The following is a 16,777-nucleotide window of genomic DNA, read 5'->3' on the forward strand; positions in this document are numbered from 1 at the left end:
TATGCAACAATGGGCCAGGTTTGCAATTCTCGGGGCCATGTTTGTCACCGCATATTTGCTCATTTTGGCTTGGCAAAAAGATTATGGAAATGCTGCAACTGCACCGCAAAAACAAGCGGCGGCTGTAAGTTCACATGAAGTATCTGCTGATTTGCCAAATGCTAAAAATGCAACAGTGGCTTCCGATGTGCCACAAGCAAATATTGCGCAGTCACAAACCACAGATGCAACTGCACCTGTGAATCAACAGCTTATTTCAGTACAAACTGACCTTTACCATATTTGGATCAATCCAAAAGGTGGTGATATTGTTCGTATTGAATTACTCTCACACGACAAAAGCAAAGACAGCGATCAGCCATTTGTTATGCTTGAAAATGATGCCAAGCGTACATATGTTGCTCAATCTGGCTTAATTGGTTTGAATGGACCAGATAGCAGTCGTGGTGGTCGTCCATTATATGCGGTTGAAAAAACATCATATACTTTGGCTGATGCTAAGGGTGTACAGGATCAAAAGGGTCAATCTGAAAAAGTTTTAAACGTTCCGATGGTATTTAAAACACCTGAAGGCGTTGAAATTATTAAAACTTTCACCTTTACCCAAGGGCAATATCCAATTGTTGTAAGACATCAAGTGATTAACCGTAGCCAACAAAGCTGGCAAGGTCAGATGTTTGGACAATTAAAGCGTGATAACTCTGATGATCCTGGTAAATCTTCTCAAGGTATTTTCACTCTAGGAACTTTCTTAGGTGGAGCTTGGGGAACACCTGATTCACACTACAACAAGCTTAAGTTTGCTAATTTCTCAGAAGAAAAAGTAAATACTGAAGCGAAAGGTGGATGGGTTGCGATTGTTCAGCATTATTTTGTAAGTGCTTGGATTCCTGGGAATCTTAAACTGACTCAAGCAAATGGTCAGCCTTATGTAGCTAAACTTGAATCTCGTCAATCTGCTGATCATATGAATATCATTGGTTTTACCTCACCAGTGATTAATGTTCCGGCAGGCACTTCAATGGAAGTGGACGCAAAACTTTATTCAGGTCCGAAAGTACAATCTGAATTAAAAGATTTAGCGGTTGGCTTGAATCAGACTGTCGATTATGGCTGGTTATGGCCGATTGCCAAGTTATTGTTCTTAGGTCTTCAATTCTTCCATAGCATTGTGGGCAACTGGGGATGGTCAATCATCTTACTTACCGTGATGGTGAAGATGATTTTATGGCCTTTATCTTCAAAAAGTTATCGTTCTATGGCGAAAATGCGTGTGATTGCACCAGAAATGCAACGCATGAAAGAAGAATTCGGTGAAGACCGTATGCGCTTCTCGCAAGAAATGATGGCTTTATACAAACGTGAACAAGTGAATCCACTTTCAGGTTGTTTACCGTTGTTGCTACAAATGCCAATTTTCCTTGCTTTGTACTGGGTACTCATGGAAAGTGTGGAATTACGTCACGCACCGTGGTTAGGCTGGATTCAAGACTTGTCAGCAATGGATCCTTGGTTCATCTTGCCGTTAATCATGGGTGCTACCATGTTTGCACAGCAAATGTTGAACCCGCAACCCGCTGATCCTATGCAGGCAAAAGTGTTCCGCATTATGCCGATTATGTTCACGGTATTTATGTTGTTCTTCCCAGCAGGTCTCGTGCTGTACTGGATTGTGAACAACAGTATTACCATTTTACAGCAGTCGTTTATTAATAAGAGCGTTGAAAAAAGTCGTATAAATAAGACTGAATCAGCTTCTTAATCGTTGAACTTTTGCTGAATAAATCCGCTTAAGATGGTAATCTTAGGCGGATTTTTCTTTGGCTGGATTTTAGGTTTTTAGGTGAATAATATGCAAAGTCAAACCACGATTGCCGCAATTGCAACGCCACCAGGGCGTGGTGGTGTGGGCGTGATTCGCCTATCGGGACCTAAAGCTTATGAGATTGCTCAAAACCTGACACAGAAAAACTTGCCTGAAGCACGTATGGCAGGTTTTCGTAAGTTTTATGATGCTGATGGCAGCATTATGGATGAAGGGATTGTTCTATGCTTTCCCAATCCCCACTCGTTTACAGGTGAAGATGTTGTAGAGCTACAAGGTCACGGTGGTCCAGTCATCCAAAATGCCTTGCTGGGACGTCTATTTGAGCTGGGTGCAATTGCTGCAAAAGCTGGTGAATTCTCCATGCGCGCTTTTGAAAATGGCAAGATGGACTTGGTACAAGCAGAAGCAATTGCCGACTTGATTGATGCAACTTCACAAGCTGCAGCACGTTCTGCCGTTCGTTCTTTACAAGGCGCTTTTTCAACAAAAATTAATACCGTTTTAGAAAAACTGATTCATTTACGCTTACATGTTGAAGCTGCAATTGATTTTCCTGAAGAAGAAATCGATTTCTTAGCAGATGGTAAGATTTTAGCTTTACTTGAAGATGTTCAGCAGTCAGTACATGCCGTTCAAACATCTGCACGACAAGGTCAATTACTACGTGAAGGCTTGCAAGTCGTTATTGCGGGTAAACCAAATGCAGGTAAGTCGAGCTTGTTAAACGCACTAGCTGGCGTTGAACGCGCAATTGTGACCGATATTGCTGGTACAACTCGCGATGTTTTACATGAAAAAATTAGCTTAAATGGCCTACCAATCACCTTAACAGACACAGCTGGCCTACGTGAAACAGGTGACATTGTTGAAAAAGAAGGGATTCGCAGAGCAATTAAAGAAATTGAACAAGCTGATTTGTTATTGCTGGTTTATGATTTAAATCAAGGCGATGATCCATTAAAACTTGCCCAAGAATATTTTGCTGAACACATTGAACCTCGTCGCCTAATGTTAATTGGTAATAAATGCGATTTAACTGGCCAGTTAGCGGAAATAAACGATTTTCAAGGGTTCCGTCATATAACCGTTTCTGCAAAACAAGAGATGGGCGTACAAGGCCTCGTAGATGCGATTACAGCGCATGCAGGCTTTCACCCTGAGGAAGACACCTTTATTGCGAGAACACGTCATTTAGACGCAATGAAGCGCACACAGCTCTATCTTTCAGAAGCACATGAGCAACTTGTTGTGTTTAACGCAGGTGAACTGGTTGCTGAATCATTACGCCTTGCTCAAAATGCTTTAGGTGAAATTACTGGTGACTTTAGCGCCGATGATCTATTAGGCAAAATCTTTGGTTCGTTTTGTATTGGAAAATAATTAAAAAAACTCTGAATGATGCACATGGCTGTGTCATTCAGTTACCTCGTTAGCCGTATCTTTTTAGAACCTTTAAAAACTCATCTAACTCATTCTGATCAACTTGTGCTTCTTTGAGCACATGGTGATGTAAGTGTTGTTCCATTAATTCACTCATTAAACCGTTTATCGCACCTTTAATTGCAGCAACTTGTTGCAGTATTTCTATGCATGAAATATCAGGCTGTTCAACGGCATGCTCAATACTATTAATTTGCCCTTTTAGTCGTTTTACGCGATTAACTATTTTTTTATCCTGACCAATGTGACTCATCTGTGTTCTCTTGTATAATTCAATATACTGGTAGGGAGTATATTGGGTTTAAATTTTATGCAGGATTATAGTGTATCACGTCATCATCAACATCAGTTTGATGAAGGAAATCCACTTGCACAAAAACGTATTTTGATTGCAACGATTTTAACGGCATCTATGATGGTGTTAGAAATATTCGGTGGATGGTTTTTCAATTCAATGGCGCTTCTGGCTGATGGTTGGCATATGAGTTCACATATGTTGGCACTCGGTTTAGCCTATTTTGCTTATCGTGCAGCTCGTCATTATTCCAAAGATCGTAGGTTTAGTTTTGGAACTTGGAAAATCGAGATTTTAGCGGGTTATAGCAGTGCGATTTTGCTGATGGTTGTTGCCATTTTTATGGCTTTTCAGTCGATACAACGCTTATTTAATCCAGTTGAGATTTTTTATAATGAAGCTATTCCTATTGCAATTTTAGGTTTGGTCATTAATTTGATTTGCGCATGGTTACTTCACGATGATGGGCACCATCACCATCACCATCACCATCATGAAGGGCATCATCACGATTTAAACCAAAAAGCTGCATTTTTACATGTAGTTGCAGATGCTGTGACCTCCGTTTTTGCAATTATTGCGCTTTGTGCGGGTAAATATTTCGGTTGGGATTTTTTAGATGCGCTTTTAGGGATTTTAGGTGCTATTTTGGTTGCAAAATGGTCTCTTGGGTTAATGAAAGAGACAGGAAAAACCCTTTTAGATGCAGAAATGGACCATCCTGTGGTTGAAGAAATTCGTGAAGTGATTGCTGAATTTCCTAAACACATTGAAATTACGGATATTCATGTCTGGAAAGTCGCAAAAGGTAAGTTTTCTTGTATTTTAGCACTCGAAACTGATGATATTTCTTTAACCGCAGATCAGATTCGTCAGGCTTTATCAATTCATGATGAAATTGTGCATATATCGGTAGAAATTAATATTCTAAAATATGCTTATGTTCCACGTGAAACATTGGCATAAATGAGTGGCAGTTTGGTTATAACTCGGTAATCAGTTCTGTTTTTGAAAGCTGAACTGATTAAAATGATCTCCTCTCCTACCTATGAGTCGGTTTTATGCTTAAAAAATTAGGAATATTGGCGTTATTTAGCTTAACTGCAAGTGTGTGTTTCGCTAATGTAGATACTGTTAGGGAAAATATTAAAAAACAATATCCTAATTTGAAAATTAGCAATATTCAGAAAACCGAAATGCCTGGGCTATATAGCGCTAATCTCGATCAGCAAATCATTTATGTTGGCGAAGATGGGCAACATATGTTTGTAGGCTCTATGATTCGTTTAAAAGACCAGAAAAACTTAACCAAAGATCTGGTGTTAGGACAGAATTCAATTGATTGGAAACAACTCCCTTTAAAAGATGCGATTAAAACGGTTAAAGGTAATGGACAGCATGTTTTAGCCGTATTTTCTGATCCAAACTGCCCTTATTGCAAGCAGCTTGAACCTGAACTCGATAAGCTGAAAGATGTGACTATTTACACGTTCATTTATCCTCTAAAACCCCAGTCGATTGTTGTTTCTAGACAGGTGTGGTGTGCACCAAATCAATCCTATTCATGGAAAAAACTGATTCAACAAGGTGTTAAACCAACAGTGGCAAGCTGTGCTAATCCAATTGACCGTAACTTAGAGCTTGGAAAGAAACTAGGTTTTAATGGTACTCCTACCTTAATTTTTGCAAATGGATTTAAACTGGTAGGCGCTCGATCTGCTGAAGAAATTCAAGCCGTTTGGAAAGAATTAGGTCTATAAAATGAATTAAAAAAAGCACCATCAGGTGCTTTTTTATTGCCTAAAAGTCATTAACTTTTTCGTGCAATTAAATTGTAAATAAAGAGAATAATAACTGCACCAATTACAGATGCGATAAAGCCCGCAGCTGAATTTTCTCCATAAAGGCCAAGTAAACGTCCACCATAAGTGGCGAGAAGTGAACCTGCAATACCAATTAGGGTAGTTACGATGAAACCTGCTTTATCATCCCCTGGATGTAAGGCACGAGCGATTAAGCCAGCAAAGAAACCAACTACAATAGCGACAATGAGTGACCACATATTTGTTCTCCAGTTGTTTTTTTGATGAAGTTAATGATTTTGCTTCATATTCTATCGTGCGGCAGAGTCATCTATTTTGTCTGTAGCAGATTGCGACTTTTTGTGTCTTTTTTGTTCGAAGCTAAAGTTTTATATAAAAAAATAGCACCTCGCGGTGCTATTTTTTTGAAATTTATAAACCAATTTCGCCAATAAATGGTAAGTGGCGATATTTTTGATCGTAGTCTAATCCATAACCCACAATAAACTTGTCTTCAACTTCAAAACCTAAGAATTTCACTTCGAGATCAATTTCACGGCGAGATGGTTTACTCACTAACGTACACAATTGAATCGAATTTGGTTCGCGAGTTTGCAGCATTTCCATAACTTTGCTTAAGGTATTACCTGAGTCGATAATATCTTCAACGACCAGTACATCTTTACCGCGAATTTCACCATCAAGATCTTTTAAGATTTTAACATCTCGACTTGAAGTCGTACCGCCGCCGTAGCTAGACACTGTCATAAAGTCGAGTTCATGCGGTTTGGTAATCGTTCGGCACAAGTCTGCCATGAAAATAACAGAACCACGCAGTAGCCCAATCAGGACTAACTCTTTGTCGCTATTTGCATAGTGAGCGTTAATTTGCTCGCCGAGCTCTTTGACTTTTGCTTGAATTTCTTCGGTTGAAATCATGATGCTCATTGCAACAGTCATGTCAGATTCCTACAAGATATAAAAGAAAAATAAAAAAGGTGTTGACCTGCAACACCTCTAAAATCTGAGTTAATGGTAAAATTTTAAAGCAAAATGATGTTTCATGCACCCTTTGATGACTCTGAAGTTTTATCATTTTGAGCAATATGTCGATCCCGCTTTAATACAAGAACACATATTCCAAATAATAACAAAAACTTAACGGCCCGATTTTTATTAGGCTGTTTCTTTTTGATAAGCACGGTTTCCATAAATATAAGTCGCCTCAATATTACGGTCATCACCTAAAGTGAATAATGCAAACAACGAATCTTCAACAGATTTAGATTTAGACTGGCGAAGTTGCTGTAGTGCAGTTGGCTTAAGGTTGAGTACCACAAAGTCTGCTTCTTTACCGATGTTGAAATTGCCTAACTTGTCCTGCAAATCAAGCGCTTTTGCTCCGCCTAACGTCGCGTGATAGAGCGCTTCATAAGCTGAAAGTTTATCGCCTTGTAACTGTTGAACCTTATAAGCCTCGTTAACAGTTTGAAGCAAACTAAACGATGTACCAGCACCGATATCTGTCCCTAAACCTACTTTCACTTGTTTTTCCCAAGTTTTTTTCAATGGGAATAAACCACTACCTAAGAACAGGTTCGACGTTGGACAAAATGCGATAGCCGACTGCGTATCATGCATACATTGCCATTCTTCATCTTCTAAGTGAACACAATGAGCAAAAACAGAACGTTTACCAGTTAGGCCATAATGTTGATAAACATCTAAATAGCCCGCTTGTTCTGGAAATAAAGATTTCACCCAAGCAATTTCATCTTTGTTTTCGCTTAAATGGGTATGTACATAAACATCTGGAAATTCTTGTTTTAACTGCCCTGCTCTTTCTAATTGTTCAGGTGTAGAGGTTGGTGCGAAACGTGGTGTAATCGCATACAGAGCACGACCCTTGCCATGCCATTTTTCAATGAGTGCCTTAGTGTCACTGTAAGCCGTTTCTGGGGTATCACAAAGCGCTTCAGGGGCATTGCGGTCCATGAGTACCTTACCAGCGATTAAACGCATCTGAACGCGTTCTGCGGCTTCAAATAAGGCATCAACAGACTCAGGATGAACCGTACAGAAAACGAGGGCCGTGGTTGTACCGTGTTTTAAGAGTTCGTGAACAAAGAACTGGGCAATTTCATTTGCATATGCTTTGTCTTGAAATTGGATTTCAGTTGGAAAAGTATAGGTATTGAGCCAGCTTAAAAGTTGTTCACCGTAAGCTCCCACCATTTCGGTTTGCGGAAAATGAATATGGGTATCAATAAAGCCAGGTACAATCAATTGTTCAGGGTAATGTTGAACCTCAACTCCAGTAGGAAGATGCTGTTGAGCTTCTTCCCATGCACCAAACCATTTGATTTTTCCATGTTCACTAATCAATACGCCATCTTCTAAATAACGCACTTGATTTGGAATATCAGTTGGCTCAGAGACAGTTTGTTGAATATCTAAAAAACGACCACGCACAACGGTGGTATTTGCGATCAATGACATGGAAAGCCTTTATATTTTCACTTTTTTCGATTGATTGTACCCCACTTAGCCAAGATTTAAACGGTATAACGTTTACTTAGTCCCCATTCTGCCAAAATCCGTCGATAAGTCGTTGATGAACGGTCTGCTTCAAAATGTGCTTCCATCATTAAATCAAGCGGAAGGTCTTCTGGCTTTTGTGATTCGACCATGTCCTGGTCTTCAGCAAAAATTTGCGCATTAAATGCATATACCTTTTCTAAATCGCCAGTTTGGTCAAAGTTACGGGTGAGTGGAACAAATAAACGGGTCTTATTGCTTGAAACAGGACAACAGACATTTAAAATTTTTAAAACCCCACCTTCTGGAAAATCGACCGTAAGTACTGCTGAAAAAGGTGGATAGACATCAAAGGTACGCTTCCACAAAAAGCCTACTGGTTCGAGATGTTTTAGTTCGTGTGGATAGTTACTGACATTGCTGATATAGACTGTTTTTAGGCCGTAGCTGGTGCGTTCAGTATGATATTTGGGTACAACAGGGTTCTCTCGATCCGCAAAGGCATTGTGATGTACCCATGCAAAATGTGCGACATCAATAAATCCTTCGAGTTGACGTCCGCTAGAACCGCCAATATCGACAAAAGGCGGTAAAATTGATTGATGTTCGGCATGCTCCCAAGTATCTAATACTGGAATATTGGCTTGAGTAACATCCCGACTGTGAATACTGGTCCAAATCAGGCCATATTGTTCAACAACTGGAAATTTGGTTAGAGAAAAACGATCAGAAATTTTGGTTAACTCAGGTTGAGCTGGTATTTGGGTACATTTCCCTTCGGTGTTATAGCGTAGACCATGATAGGGACACACAATTTCTTCACCATCTACCCACCCTTTGGTTAAAGGCACACCACGATGTGGGCAAATGTCTCGAACTAAGTGAATTTCGCCACTTTCTGTCTTATATAGGGCCATATTCACATCTAATAACGTCACTCTTTGTGGTGCAGTAGAGACATCTTGAATACGGGCAACCGGATACCAGTGAGTAGATAAAATTTCCCAATCTTTTGCTTCAAAACTGCTGTTACACGGCATTGCAAGGGGCGTTAAAGTTGGAATCGCATTCATGGCATCACTCCTTAAAAAAATCAGGGCTCTCGCGAGCCCTTAAAATCTAGGCTTTTTTCTTTTTAGGAAATGCAAAGAGCTTGCCAATATTGATTTTTAATGAGGAAAATAAGAGTAAAGTTATTAAAATATATAGACTTATTAAATTGTATTTTTGAATTTTTGTTCTAATTTAGCTTTGAAAAGGAAATTTTATTATTCGTTATATACTTAAAATGCACTGATTGATCGCAAGCAAGACCCAATAAAAAAGCACTTTTAAAGTGCTTTTTTATGTAGATCCCTTTATAGGATGAATTAAGACTGCAATTGCTTTTTGTTGTGTCGTAAAGAGAGATAAGCGGTAATTGCCAACACTATTACGATAAAGCTTAAGGAGATCCAGATTGGCATGTGGAATACATCAAGCAACAACATTTTCGCGCCAATGAACAATAAGATGATGCCTAAACCATATTGTAAGTAATGCAGTTTAGAAGCAGCGCCAGCGAGTAAGAAGAACATTGCGCGTAAACCTAAAATTGCCATTAAGTTTGCTGTTAAAACAATAAACGGATCGCTGGTTACCGCGAAAATAGCAGGAATAGAGTCTACCGCGAAAATCACGTCTGAAGCTTCAACCAAAATCAAAACTAGAAATAACGGCGTTGCCCACAATAAACCATTTTGACGTACAAAGAATTTGTCACCTTCAAGCTGTGGCGTAATACGCATGTGCTTACGTAACCATTTTAGAGCTTTGATATCTTCAATATTGGTTTCTTCTTCTTGGCCCTTTAAGAATTTGAAGCCTGTATATACCAAGAATGCACCAAAGATATAAAGCACCCATGAAAACTCTTGAACAAACCATGCGCCAATAAAGATAAACAGAGTACGTAATACGATTGCGCCTAATACGCCGTATAGTAAAATTTTACGTTGTAGTGCAGCTGGAATAGCAAATGCCGCAAAAATCATTAACCAGACGAAAACGTTATCAATTGCGAGGGACTTTTCAAGTAAGTAACCTGCGAAGTATTCCATGGTTTTTTGATTTGCTAAGGTCACACCAGCCGTTTGCTGTAGATATAGCCATAAACCACCACCAAATAAGACCGCGACGCTTACCCAAGCCCCACTCCAGTAAGCAGCTTGCTTAATTGAGACATCCTGACCTTGCTTTTGCTTAAAGCCTAAAAAGTCCACTAAAAGCATGACAATAACAATGCCAAAGAATGCTATGTACAGCCATAGATTGCCGATTGTTTCCATAAATCCTCCTCACATCCGGCAATTGGGCATAAAAAAACCTCGACCAGTTGCCAGATGAATTAAAACATCTGTATCAACATGATCAAGGTCTTGCCTACATCATGAATTTCACGATGCTCAGATACCGACTTTTTAATAAAAGTGTATTGACGATATCTGACACATAACATTGCTGTTATGTTTGGAGGAGGCTACTCCCCTTGTCAAACTAAATTCTGTTTTGGATAAAACATATCCAATTTCACATAGAATGGCAGATTTTTATATATTACGCAACTGAACTTAATCTCGTGGTTTTAATATAAAAAAAGATCTACGGATTATTTAATCAAACCGCGGTCTAAAAGCGGTTTGCATATAATTTGGTAAAGGTGAATAAAGAATGCGGTCAAACTTGTACCGTAAGCATTCCAGAAGTAATAACCTGCCGTATTGACCAGTAGCGCAACAATAAAAGCCCCCAACATGTCTAACGGGAAATGCACACCTAAATAAATACGTGACCATGCCACCACAAATGATAAGAATAAAAGAATGATTCCAATCATTTTGCGCTGAGCAAACAAATAAGACAGAGCAATGGTACTGAAAATCAGCATATGATTACTTGGAAAAGATGCTGTTGGCGCATGCTCAATAAACGTGGTGCCAACACCCATGACAAACGGTCTTGCGTGATGATAAAACAGAGAAATAACGTAACCTACTAAAAGGGATATGCAGGTTAAAAAGACAGATTTAATGACTCTATTTTTTAAATCTTGATCACCATAGAACCATAAAAATGTAAGGATGAATAAAAGAATATAGAGGAGATCATTAGCAAAAAAGATAGCAAGACGAATGATAAATTGACTCGCATCCTGAGCCCCATTAATCACATGGAATAAGCTAAGGTTGAGTGTTTCTAAAGACATTCATATTCCAAACAAGAACAAAAACGTGGGCTATGATAAAGAATTAAGCCTATTGTCTTGATAAAGAATTGTCACAAAAATGAAATATAGTTTGTTTGTGAGTAAAGATTAAACAGCAGGTCTAGATATTTTTTAATGCGTGTTCTGGGCGTTAATATTAAAGTGTTAACGTGTTGGCACTTTATTCGAGAACGTTATTTTATGACTACTCAAGAAAAACAGAAAAAATTAAGTTTGAGGCCTTTATCTCCAAGAGATCCAAAACAGCCGCATAGAGCAGCAACTCCACTCGAATTATTGTTCGATTTAATTTTTGTAGTCGCGATTGCAACAGCAGGTCAGCAGTTACATCACGCGATTATTGAAAATCACCTCTGGCATGCATTACCAAGCTACCTGATGGTATTTTTTGCGCTGTGGTGGGCATGGATGAATTTTTCGTGGTTTGCTTCAGCCTACGATAACGATGATGCATTGTATCGATGCCTTACCTTTGTACAGATTGTGGGGTCATTGGTGATGGCCGCCGGTATTCCTGATGTATTTCGTAGTCAGGATTTTGACATCATCATTATTGGTTATGTGATTATGCGCATGGCACTGGTTACCCAGTGGTTACGTGCAGCAAAACATGATCCAGAGCGGCGAATTACCGCTTACCGCTATGCGATCGGTATTGTCTTGGTTCAGGTGGGTTGGCTCGTTGCTAATTTTGCGCACATACTTTCAGTTCCTTTATTTTTATTTCTGGTTGCGATGGAGTTATTTATTCCTATCTATGCAGAAAAATATTCACCAACGCCGTGGCATCCTCATCACATTGTAGAACGCTATGCGTTACTCACGATTATTGTTCTGGGTGAATCAATCGTCGGTAGTTTTAATGCCATACGTGATGCCTTAGCCGCTCAGTCAATGAATATCCCAGCCGTTTTCTTAATGATCGGTGGATTGATGTTGATGTTCGCAATGTGGTGGGCTTATTTTGATCGTAGTGAACAACATCATCATGTTAAAGGTGTACGCCCATTTGTTTGGGGATACGGCCATTATTTTGTTTTTGTCAGTATTGCTGCGGTGGGTGCAGCGCTTGCTGCCGCAGTGGATGTCACAACCCATCACGCACATATTTCTGATTTATATATGGGAATAGTGGTTGCAGTGAGTGTGGTGCTCTATACCACCTGTATTTGGATACTTTACGAGTTCCAATGTTTATCTGGAATCACGAAATGGTTTTACCCGATTACCGCGCTCATTATTTTATGTATTCCATTTATTTGTAATAACGTGGGATATAGCGTTTTTGCGATGGGTATTGTCTATAGTTTACGTTTGATGGTTTCTAATAAATTTATGGCCAATATAGAGCCAGAAAAAGTTTAAAAACAATTGATATAAAAAAACGGGTTTCAATTTGAAACCCGTTTTTTTATTGAATCATCTAAAGCGGAAGTTAAGCAGCTTTTGCTTTTAATGCGCTCATGAGTTTTTGATGTAAGCCACCAAAGCCACCGTTAGACATAATCACAACGGCATCGCCCTCACCTGCTTCATTGACAATACGCTCAATAATTTCATCAAGAGAGCGGCTCACTTGAGCATGGTTAGAAGCAGCTGCAATCACGGGTTGTAAATCCCAATCTAAACCTTCTGGCTGGTACCAGATGACATCGTCTGCTAAGCGTGCTGAATGTGCCAAGCCATCTTTATGACTGCCCATACGCATTGTATTTGAACGTGGTTCAATAATGGCCCATAAACGGCGTTCACCTAAGCGTTTACGTGCACCATCTAAAGTGGTGTCAATTGCTGTTGGATGGTGAGCGAAGTCATCATAAACCTCAATACCATTCACCGTACCGAGTAACTCCATACGACGTTTTACGCCGCCAAAGTTAGACAAAGCTTCACAAGCTTGTTCAAGTGTAACGCCTACATGTTGAGCGGCTGCAATGGTTGCCAAAGCATTCGCTACGCTATGTTGCCCGGTCATGGTCCATTTAACTTCACCAACGGCATTGCCATTTTCGAGTACTTTAAAATGGCTGCCATCAATTGAGATTAATTCAGCAGATAAAGCAGCTTTTTCATTCGCTTCTAAACTTGTGCGAATCACTGGTGTCCAGCAACCCATTTCAAGCACTTCATCAATATGAGTTTCAGTAATTGGCGCAATAATACGACCTTCACTTGGAATGGTACGAACAAGATGATGGAATTGCTTTTGAATTGCTGCTAGGTCATCAAAAATATCAGCATGGTCAAATTCAAGGTTATTTAAAATCGCCGTTTTTGGATGATAATGAACAAACTTAGAACGTTTATCAAAGAAAGCAGAGTCATATTCGTCAGCTTCAACGCAGAAGTATTTTCCACCACCTAAACGAGCGCTTTCACTAAAACCAAGTGGAACACCACCAATTAAAAAGCCTGGATTTAAACCAGCCTGATCAAGTACCCAAGCCAGCATGGTGGTAGTCGTGGTTTTACCATGAGTTCCTGCTACACCAAGCACATGTTTACCTTGTAAAACGTGATCGGCAAGGAACTGAGGACCAGAAATATATGGCAGGCCTTCGTTCAGCATATATTCCACGGCATCAATACCACGTTTCATTGCATTTCCGACAATGACTAAATCTGGGTGAGGCTGTAAATGACTACGATCGTAGCCTTGCATGAGGGTAATGCCTGCGTTTTCTAACTGGGTAGACATTGGTGGGTAAACGTTTGAATCGGAACCGGTTACCTTATGTCCTAAATCACGAGCTAAAAGTGCTAAAGAGCCCATAAAAGTGCCACAAATACCCAAGATATGCAGATGCATTGCTCGCCTTCTCCACTGCTTTTGTACACAATATTCGTATGAATGACTGTGTGTGCATTATTGATAAATTTGCCAGCAACGATAGCAAGGCTAAACTCGAAAAGATAGTCAAAAATCGTTGTTGTTCTATGTGTTTGAGGCCCTAACAAAAGCGCATCTTTATTTTTTCGATTTAAGCTGAATTACAGTTTTATCTTTTATAATGTTTTGTATCTTTAAAATACTTAAATCATCGTAAAGATGAAGGATGTGCCTTTGAGCCCAACGGTTTTAGCTTTTACGCTATTAATTATTTCTAACTGCTTTATGACACTTGCATGGTATGGGCATCTTAAATTTTTGCATCATGCTCCACTTTGGCAAGCGATTTTATTTGGTTGGATTATAGCCCTACTTGAATATAGTTTTATGATTCCAGCAACTCGTATGCTGAGTGCGCAAGGCTGGTTACTTGGTGAAATGAAAATTACGCAGGAAGTGGTCACACTGATTGTGTTTGTACCGTTTATGCTTTTCTTGTTTAAACAACCATTTAAACTGGATTATTTGTGGGCGATGGTATGTTTATTTGGCTGTGTCTACTTCGTATTTAGAAGCCAGTAAGCTGCAATGGCTTGCATTGAATGATTTATTCTACTTTGCAATAAGCTATTGCTCTTCCAAATGCCTGTTTATCTTGCAGGATGTTTAAATAATATTAATAAAATTTGAGAATGTGTCATTGTTAAACCATGACATTTTTTGATGATATTAAAAATATTCGCAGAGCTGGTCAGTTAAATTTTCGTGAGATGAAAAATCAGTCTATAATAATGGGCTTCCGAACCATTTAAAACTTGGCTCTCGTCGAGATTTATCTTCTTTTACTTTTGTCTCTGGAACATTAGCAATGAATGCGGCCGCAGCACAAGACGCTCAACCTCTCGTTGGAATTATTATGGGTTCTCAATCTGATTGGGCAACTCTCGAAAACACAGCCAATATGCTTAAACAGCTTGGTGTCCCATTTGAAGCGGAAGTGGTATCTGCTCATCGTACTCCAGACCGTTTATTTGAATACGCAGAAACTGCGCGTGATCGCGGCATTCAAGTGATTATTGCTGGTGCAGGTGGTGCAGCGCATTTACCTGGAATGTGTGCCGCAAAAACTGATTTACCAGTTTTGGGTGTGCCAGTGAAATCATCAATTTTAAATGGCGTAGATTCTTTGCTTTCAATCGTACAAATGCCAGCTGGTATCGCAGTAGGTACTTTAGCGATTGGTCCAGCAGGTGCGACGAATGCTGCAATTATGGCGGCACAAATCTTAGGTTTAACTCGTCCTGAAATCGCAAAAAATGTTGCTGATTTCCGCGCTGCGCAAACTGATAAAGTTGCAAGCAAAAATATTCCGGGTCAGGTTTAAGAGGCTGAGATGGATAAAACTATCGGTATTTTTGGTGGTGGGCAACTGGGTCGAATGATGGCTCAAGCGGCGTTACCATTAAATATTCAGTGTACTTTTTTTGAAGCAAATACAGATTGTCCAGCAGGTGTTTTAGGCCAAGTCTTTTCTAGCCAAGATGAGCAAGGCTTAAAGCAGTTTATTGAAAGTGCTGATGTTTTTAGTCTTGAGTTTGAAAATACGCCCGTTGAAGATGTAGATGTTTTAACACAAACCAAAGCATTGCACCCTCCCCGTGTTGCTTTAGCAACTGCGCAAAATCGTTTGTCAGAAAAAGCACTGTTTGATGAGCTTACTATTCCTGTTGCGCCGTATCGTGCTGTAGATAGTCTAGAAAGCTTGAAAAAGGCTGTTGCTGAGCTTGGTTTACCGATTGTGCTTAAGACTGCAACTGGTGGATATGACGGTAAAGGTCAGTTTGTACTTCGTTCAGAAGACCAGATTGATACGGCGTGGGCTGAACTTGGTCCTGCAAAAAGTTTAGTTGCCGAAAGCTTTGTTAAATTCTCTCGTGAAGTTTCAATTATTGCGGTGCGCGGCCAAAATGGTGAAGTAAAAACTTGGCCACTGGCTGAAAATCACCATCATAATGGCATTTTATCGCATTCAATTGTTCCAGCACCGAATAGCGAAGCTTTGCAACCTGTGGCTCAAGACTACATTACTCGTTTGTTGAATCATCTCAACTATGTAGGTGTGTTAACTCTAGAGCTATTTGTGACAGAACAAGGCTTATGTGCAAATGAGATGGCACCGCGAGTGCATAACTCAGGTCACTGGTCGATTGAAGGCGCTGTTTGTTCTCAGTTTGAAAACCACATTCGAGCTGTTGCAGGTCTACCATTGGGTTCAACAGAAGTTGTTCGCCCAACGGTTATGATCAATATTATTGGTCAGCATCCTAAAACTGAAGATGTACTTGCCTTAAATGGTGCTCATCTACATCTTTATAATAAGTCTGAACGTGCTGGCCGTAAGTTAGGCCATATCACTTTAATGCCTGTGGATAGTAATGAATTGACGAATTTATGCCGTCAATTAGCAGAAATTTTGCCAGAACCACTCGCTTTAACAGCAGATATGACGCTCTAAAGCATTTCTAATTCTCTAAAAAGCGATCTTCGGATCGCTTTTTTTATCTTTTAAATTTAAAAAATAATAAATCCTGAGTAATTTCTTGTTTGTGGATAACTTTTTGTAGAAATTTTTGAATTTAAATATTGATGATATTTTTAAATTTAAAAAGTGAAGCTTAATTGTTTTGAATTTAAATTTAGTTATCCACAAGAGCGTTTGATTTGTAGCTGACGATAGATCTCATGGTTTTTGAATTCAAAAATTAATGGTGTTTGTTTA

At 39.5% G+C, this 16,777-nt stretch carries 16 protein-coding genes; 8 read left to right on the forward strand and 8 right to left on the reverse strand.

Going from position 1 to position 16,777, the window contains the following annotated elements:
• The first annotated feature begins 1 nt into the window (after nucleotide 1).
• Together yidC and mnmE are read left to right on the forward strand one after the other, a co-directional pair.
• On the forward strand, nucleotides 2-1,762 hold the full coding sequence (gene yidC / locus AC1PJP_RS08340) for a membrane protein insertase YidC (RefSeq protein WP_004795565.1): 1,761 nt from the start codon (nucleotides 2-4) through the stop codon (nucleotides 1,760-1,762).
• 90 nt (nucleotides 1,763-1,852) lie between these two features.
• Nucleotides 1,853-3,208, forward strand: a complete 1,356-nt coding sequence (mnmE, locus tag AC1PJP_RS08345) for a tRNA uridine-5-carboxymethylaminomethyl(34) synthesis GTPase MnmE (RefSeq protein ID WP_049838387.1) — start codon at nucleotides 1,853-1,855, stop codon at nucleotides 3,206-3,208.
• A 49-nt stretch (nucleotides 3,209-3,257) separates the two neighbouring features.
• On the opposite strand, the gene AC1PJP_RS08350 is transcribed toward mnmE, so the two are convergent.
• A complete protein-coding gene (locus tag AC1PJP_RS08350; RefSeq protein ID WP_004795563.1) occupies nucleotides 3,258-3,521 on the reverse strand; it encodes a metal/formaldehyde-sensitive transcriptional repressor in 264 nt (87 codons plus the stop codon).
• 42 nt (nucleotides 3,522-3,563) lie between these two features.
• Between AC1PJP_RS08350 and dmeF the strand changes: the two genes are divergently transcribed.
• Both dmeF and AC1PJP_RS08360 read left to right on the forward strand, forming a co-directional pair.
• Nucleotides 3,564-4,529 (forward strand): CDF family Co(II)/Ni(II) efflux transporter DmeF, encoded by a 966-nt coding sequence (gene dmeF, locus AC1PJP_RS08355; RefSeq protein ID WP_479766806.1) that lies wholly within the window; start codon nucleotides 3,564-3,566, stop codon nucleotides 4,527-4,529.
• A 95-nt stretch (nucleotides 4,530-4,624) separates the two neighbouring features.
• Complete coding sequence (locus AC1PJP_RS08360; protein ID WP_479766807.1) at nucleotides 4,625-5,323, forward strand: DsbC family protein; 699 nt, start codon at nucleotides 4,625-4,627, stop codon at nucleotides 5,321-5,323.
• Nucleotides 5,324-5,373: 50 nt separating this feature from the next.
• On the opposite strand, the gene AC1PJP_RS08365 is transcribed toward AC1PJP_RS08360, so the two are convergent.
• The 6 genes from AC1PJP_RS08365 to AC1PJP_RS08390 all read right to left on the reverse strand — a co-directional run bounded on the left by AC1PJP_RS08365 (nucleotide 5,374) and on the right by AC1PJP_RS08390 (nucleotide 11,147).
• Nucleotides 5,374-5,625, reverse strand: a complete 252-nt coding sequence (locus AC1PJP_RS08365; protein ID WP_000269732.1) for a GlsB/YeaQ/YmgE family stress response membrane protein — start codon at nucleotides 5,623-5,625, stop codon at nucleotides 5,374-5,376.
• A gap of 172 nt (nucleotides 5,626-5,797) precedes the next feature.
• Nucleotides 5,798-6,325 carry a hypoxanthine phosphoribosyltransferase gene (gene hpt / locus AC1PJP_RS08370; RefSeq protein ID WP_004795560.1) on the reverse strand — a complete coding sequence of 176 codons (528 nt, stop codon included), beginning with the start codon at nucleotides 6,323-6,325 and terminating at the stop codon, nucleotides 5,798-5,800.
• Between the two features lie 216 nt (nucleotides 6,326-6,541).
• Nucleotides 6,542-7,864 carry a guanine deaminase gene (guaD, locus tag AC1PJP_RS08375; RefSeq protein ID WP_151989445.1) on the reverse strand — a complete coding sequence of 441 codons (1,323 nt, stop codon included), beginning with the start codon at nucleotides 7,862-7,864 and terminating at the stop codon, nucleotides 6,542-6,544.
• 56 nt (nucleotides 7,865-7,920) lie between these two features.
• Nucleotides 7,921-8,976 (reverse strand): aromatic ring-hydroxylating oxygenase subunit alpha, encoded by a 1,056-nt coding sequence (locus tag AC1PJP_RS08380; RefSeq protein WP_151989444.1) that lies wholly within the window; start codon nucleotides 8,974-8,976, stop codon nucleotides 7,921-7,923.
• A gap of 297 nt (nucleotides 8,977-9,273) precedes the next feature.
• On the reverse strand, nucleotides 9,274-10,230 hold the full coding sequence (locus AC1PJP_RS08385) for a TerC family protein (RefSeq protein WP_479766808.1): 957 nt from the start codon (nucleotides 10,228-10,230) through the stop codon (nucleotides 9,274-9,276).
• 320 nt (nucleotides 10,231-10,550) lie between these two features.
• Nucleotides 10,551-11,147, reverse strand: coding sequence for a phosphatase PAP2 family protein (locus tag AC1PJP_RS08390; RefSeq protein WP_005308403.1), 597 nt, complete (start codon nucleotides 11,145-11,147; stop codon nucleotides 10,551-10,553).
• A gap of 135 nt (nucleotides 11,148-11,282) precedes the next feature.
• On the opposite strand from AC1PJP_RS08390, the gene AC1PJP_RS08395 reads away from it, so the two are divergent.
• Complete coding sequence (locus tag AC1PJP_RS08395; RefSeq protein ID WP_282496476.1) at nucleotides 11,283-12,533, forward strand: low temperature requirement protein A; 1,251 nt, start codon at nucleotides 11,283-11,285, stop codon at nucleotides 12,531-12,533.
• 70 nt (nucleotides 12,534-12,603) lie between these two features.
• On the opposite strand, the gene mpl is transcribed toward AC1PJP_RS08395, so the two are convergent.
• Complete coding sequence (mpl, locus tag AC1PJP_RS08400) at nucleotides 12,604-13,977, reverse strand: UDP-N-acetylmuramate:L-alanyl-gamma-D-glutamyl-meso-diaminopimelate ligase (RefSeq protein ID WP_323739817.1); 1,374 nt, start codon at nucleotides 13,975-13,977, stop codon at nucleotides 12,604-12,606.
• Nucleotides 13,978-14,217: 240 nt separating this feature from the next.
• Between mpl and AC1PJP_RS08405 the strand changes: the two genes are divergently transcribed.
• The 3 genes from AC1PJP_RS08405 (at nucleotide 14,218) to AC1PJP_RS08415 (ending at nucleotide 16,513) form a co-directional block, all read left to right on the forward strand.
• On the forward strand, nucleotides 14,218-14,580 hold the full coding sequence (locus tag AC1PJP_RS08405) for a DMT family protein (protein ID WP_014207671.1): 363 nt from the start codon (nucleotides 14,218-14,220) through the stop codon (nucleotides 14,578-14,580).
• 286 nt (nucleotides 14,581-14,866) lie between these two features.
• On the forward strand, nucleotides 14,867-15,382 hold the full coding sequence (gene purE / locus AC1PJP_RS08410) for a 5-(carboxyamino)imidazole ribonucleotide mutase (protein WP_002115451.1): 516 nt from the start codon (nucleotides 14,867-14,869) through the stop codon (nucleotides 15,380-15,382).
• Between the two features lie 9 nt (nucleotides 15,383-15,391).
• Nucleotides 15,392-16,513, forward strand: a complete 1,122-nt coding sequence (locus AC1PJP_RS08415) for a 5-(carboxyamino)imidazole ribonucleotide synthase (protein WP_032005992.1) — start codon at nucleotides 15,392-15,394, stop codon at nucleotides 16,511-16,513.
• Nucleotides 16,514-16,777: the final 264 nt, after the last annotated feature.

It is taken from the genome of Acinetobacter sp. V116_7 (genome assembly GCF_056735735.1).

Coding starts and splice junctions, on each gene's coding strand:
- AC1PJP_RS08405 (WP_014207671.1), top strand. CDS start 14,218: ATGAAGGATGTGCCTTTGAGCCCAACGGTTTTAGCTTTTACGCTATTA.
- yidC (WP_004795565.1), top strand. CDS start 2: ATGCAACAATGGGCCAGGTTTGCAATTCTCGGGGCCATGTTTGTCACC.
- AC1PJP_RS08415 (WP_032005992.1), top strand. CDS start 15,392: ATGGATAAAACTATCGGTATTTTTGGTGGTGGGCAACTGGGTCGAATG.
- hpt (WP_004795560.1), bottom strand. CDS start 6,325: ATGACTGTTGCAATGAGCATCATGATTTCAACCGAAGAAATTCAAGCA.
- guaD (WP_151989445.1), bottom strand. CDS start 7,864: ATGTCATTGATCGCAAATACCACCGTTGTGCGTGGTCGTTTTTTAGAT.
- AC1PJP_RS08395 (WP_282496476.1), top strand. CDS start 11,283: ATGCGTGTTCTGGGCGTTAATATTAAAGTGTTAACGTGTTGGCACTTT.
- purE (WP_002115451.1), top strand. CDS start 14,867: ATGAATGCGGCCGCAGCACAAGACGCTCAACCTCTCGTTGGAATTATT.
- AC1PJP_RS08385 (WP_479766808.1), bottom strand. CDS start 10,230: ATGGAAACAATCGGCAATCTATGGCTGTACATAGCATTCTTTGGCATT.
- AC1PJP_RS08390 (WP_005308403.1), bottom strand. CDS start 11,147: ATGTCTTTAGAAACACTCAACCTTAGCTTATTCCATGTGATTAATGGG.
- mpl (WP_323739817.1), bottom strand. CDS start 13,977: ATGCATCTGCATATCTTGGGTATTTGTGGCACTTTTATGGGCTCTTTA.
- AC1PJP_RS08365 (WP_000269732.1), bottom strand. CDS start 5,625: ATGTGGTCACTCATTGTCGCTATTGTAGTTGGTTTCTTTGCTGGCTTA.
- mnmE (WP_049838387.1), top strand. CDS start 1,853: ATGCAAAGTCAAACCACGATTGCCGCAATTGCAACGCCACCAGGGCGT.
- AC1PJP_RS08350 (WP_004795563.1), bottom strand. CDS start 3,521: ATGAGTCACATTGGTCAGGATAAAAAAATAGTTAATCGCGTAAAACGA.
- AC1PJP_RS08360 (WP_479766807.1), top strand. CDS start 4,625: ATGCTTAAAAAATTAGGAATATTGGCGTTATTTAGCTTAACTGCAAGT.
- AC1PJP_RS08380 (WP_151989444.1), bottom strand. CDS start 8,976: ATGAATGCGATTCCAACTTTAACGCCCCTTGCAATGCCGTGTAACAGC.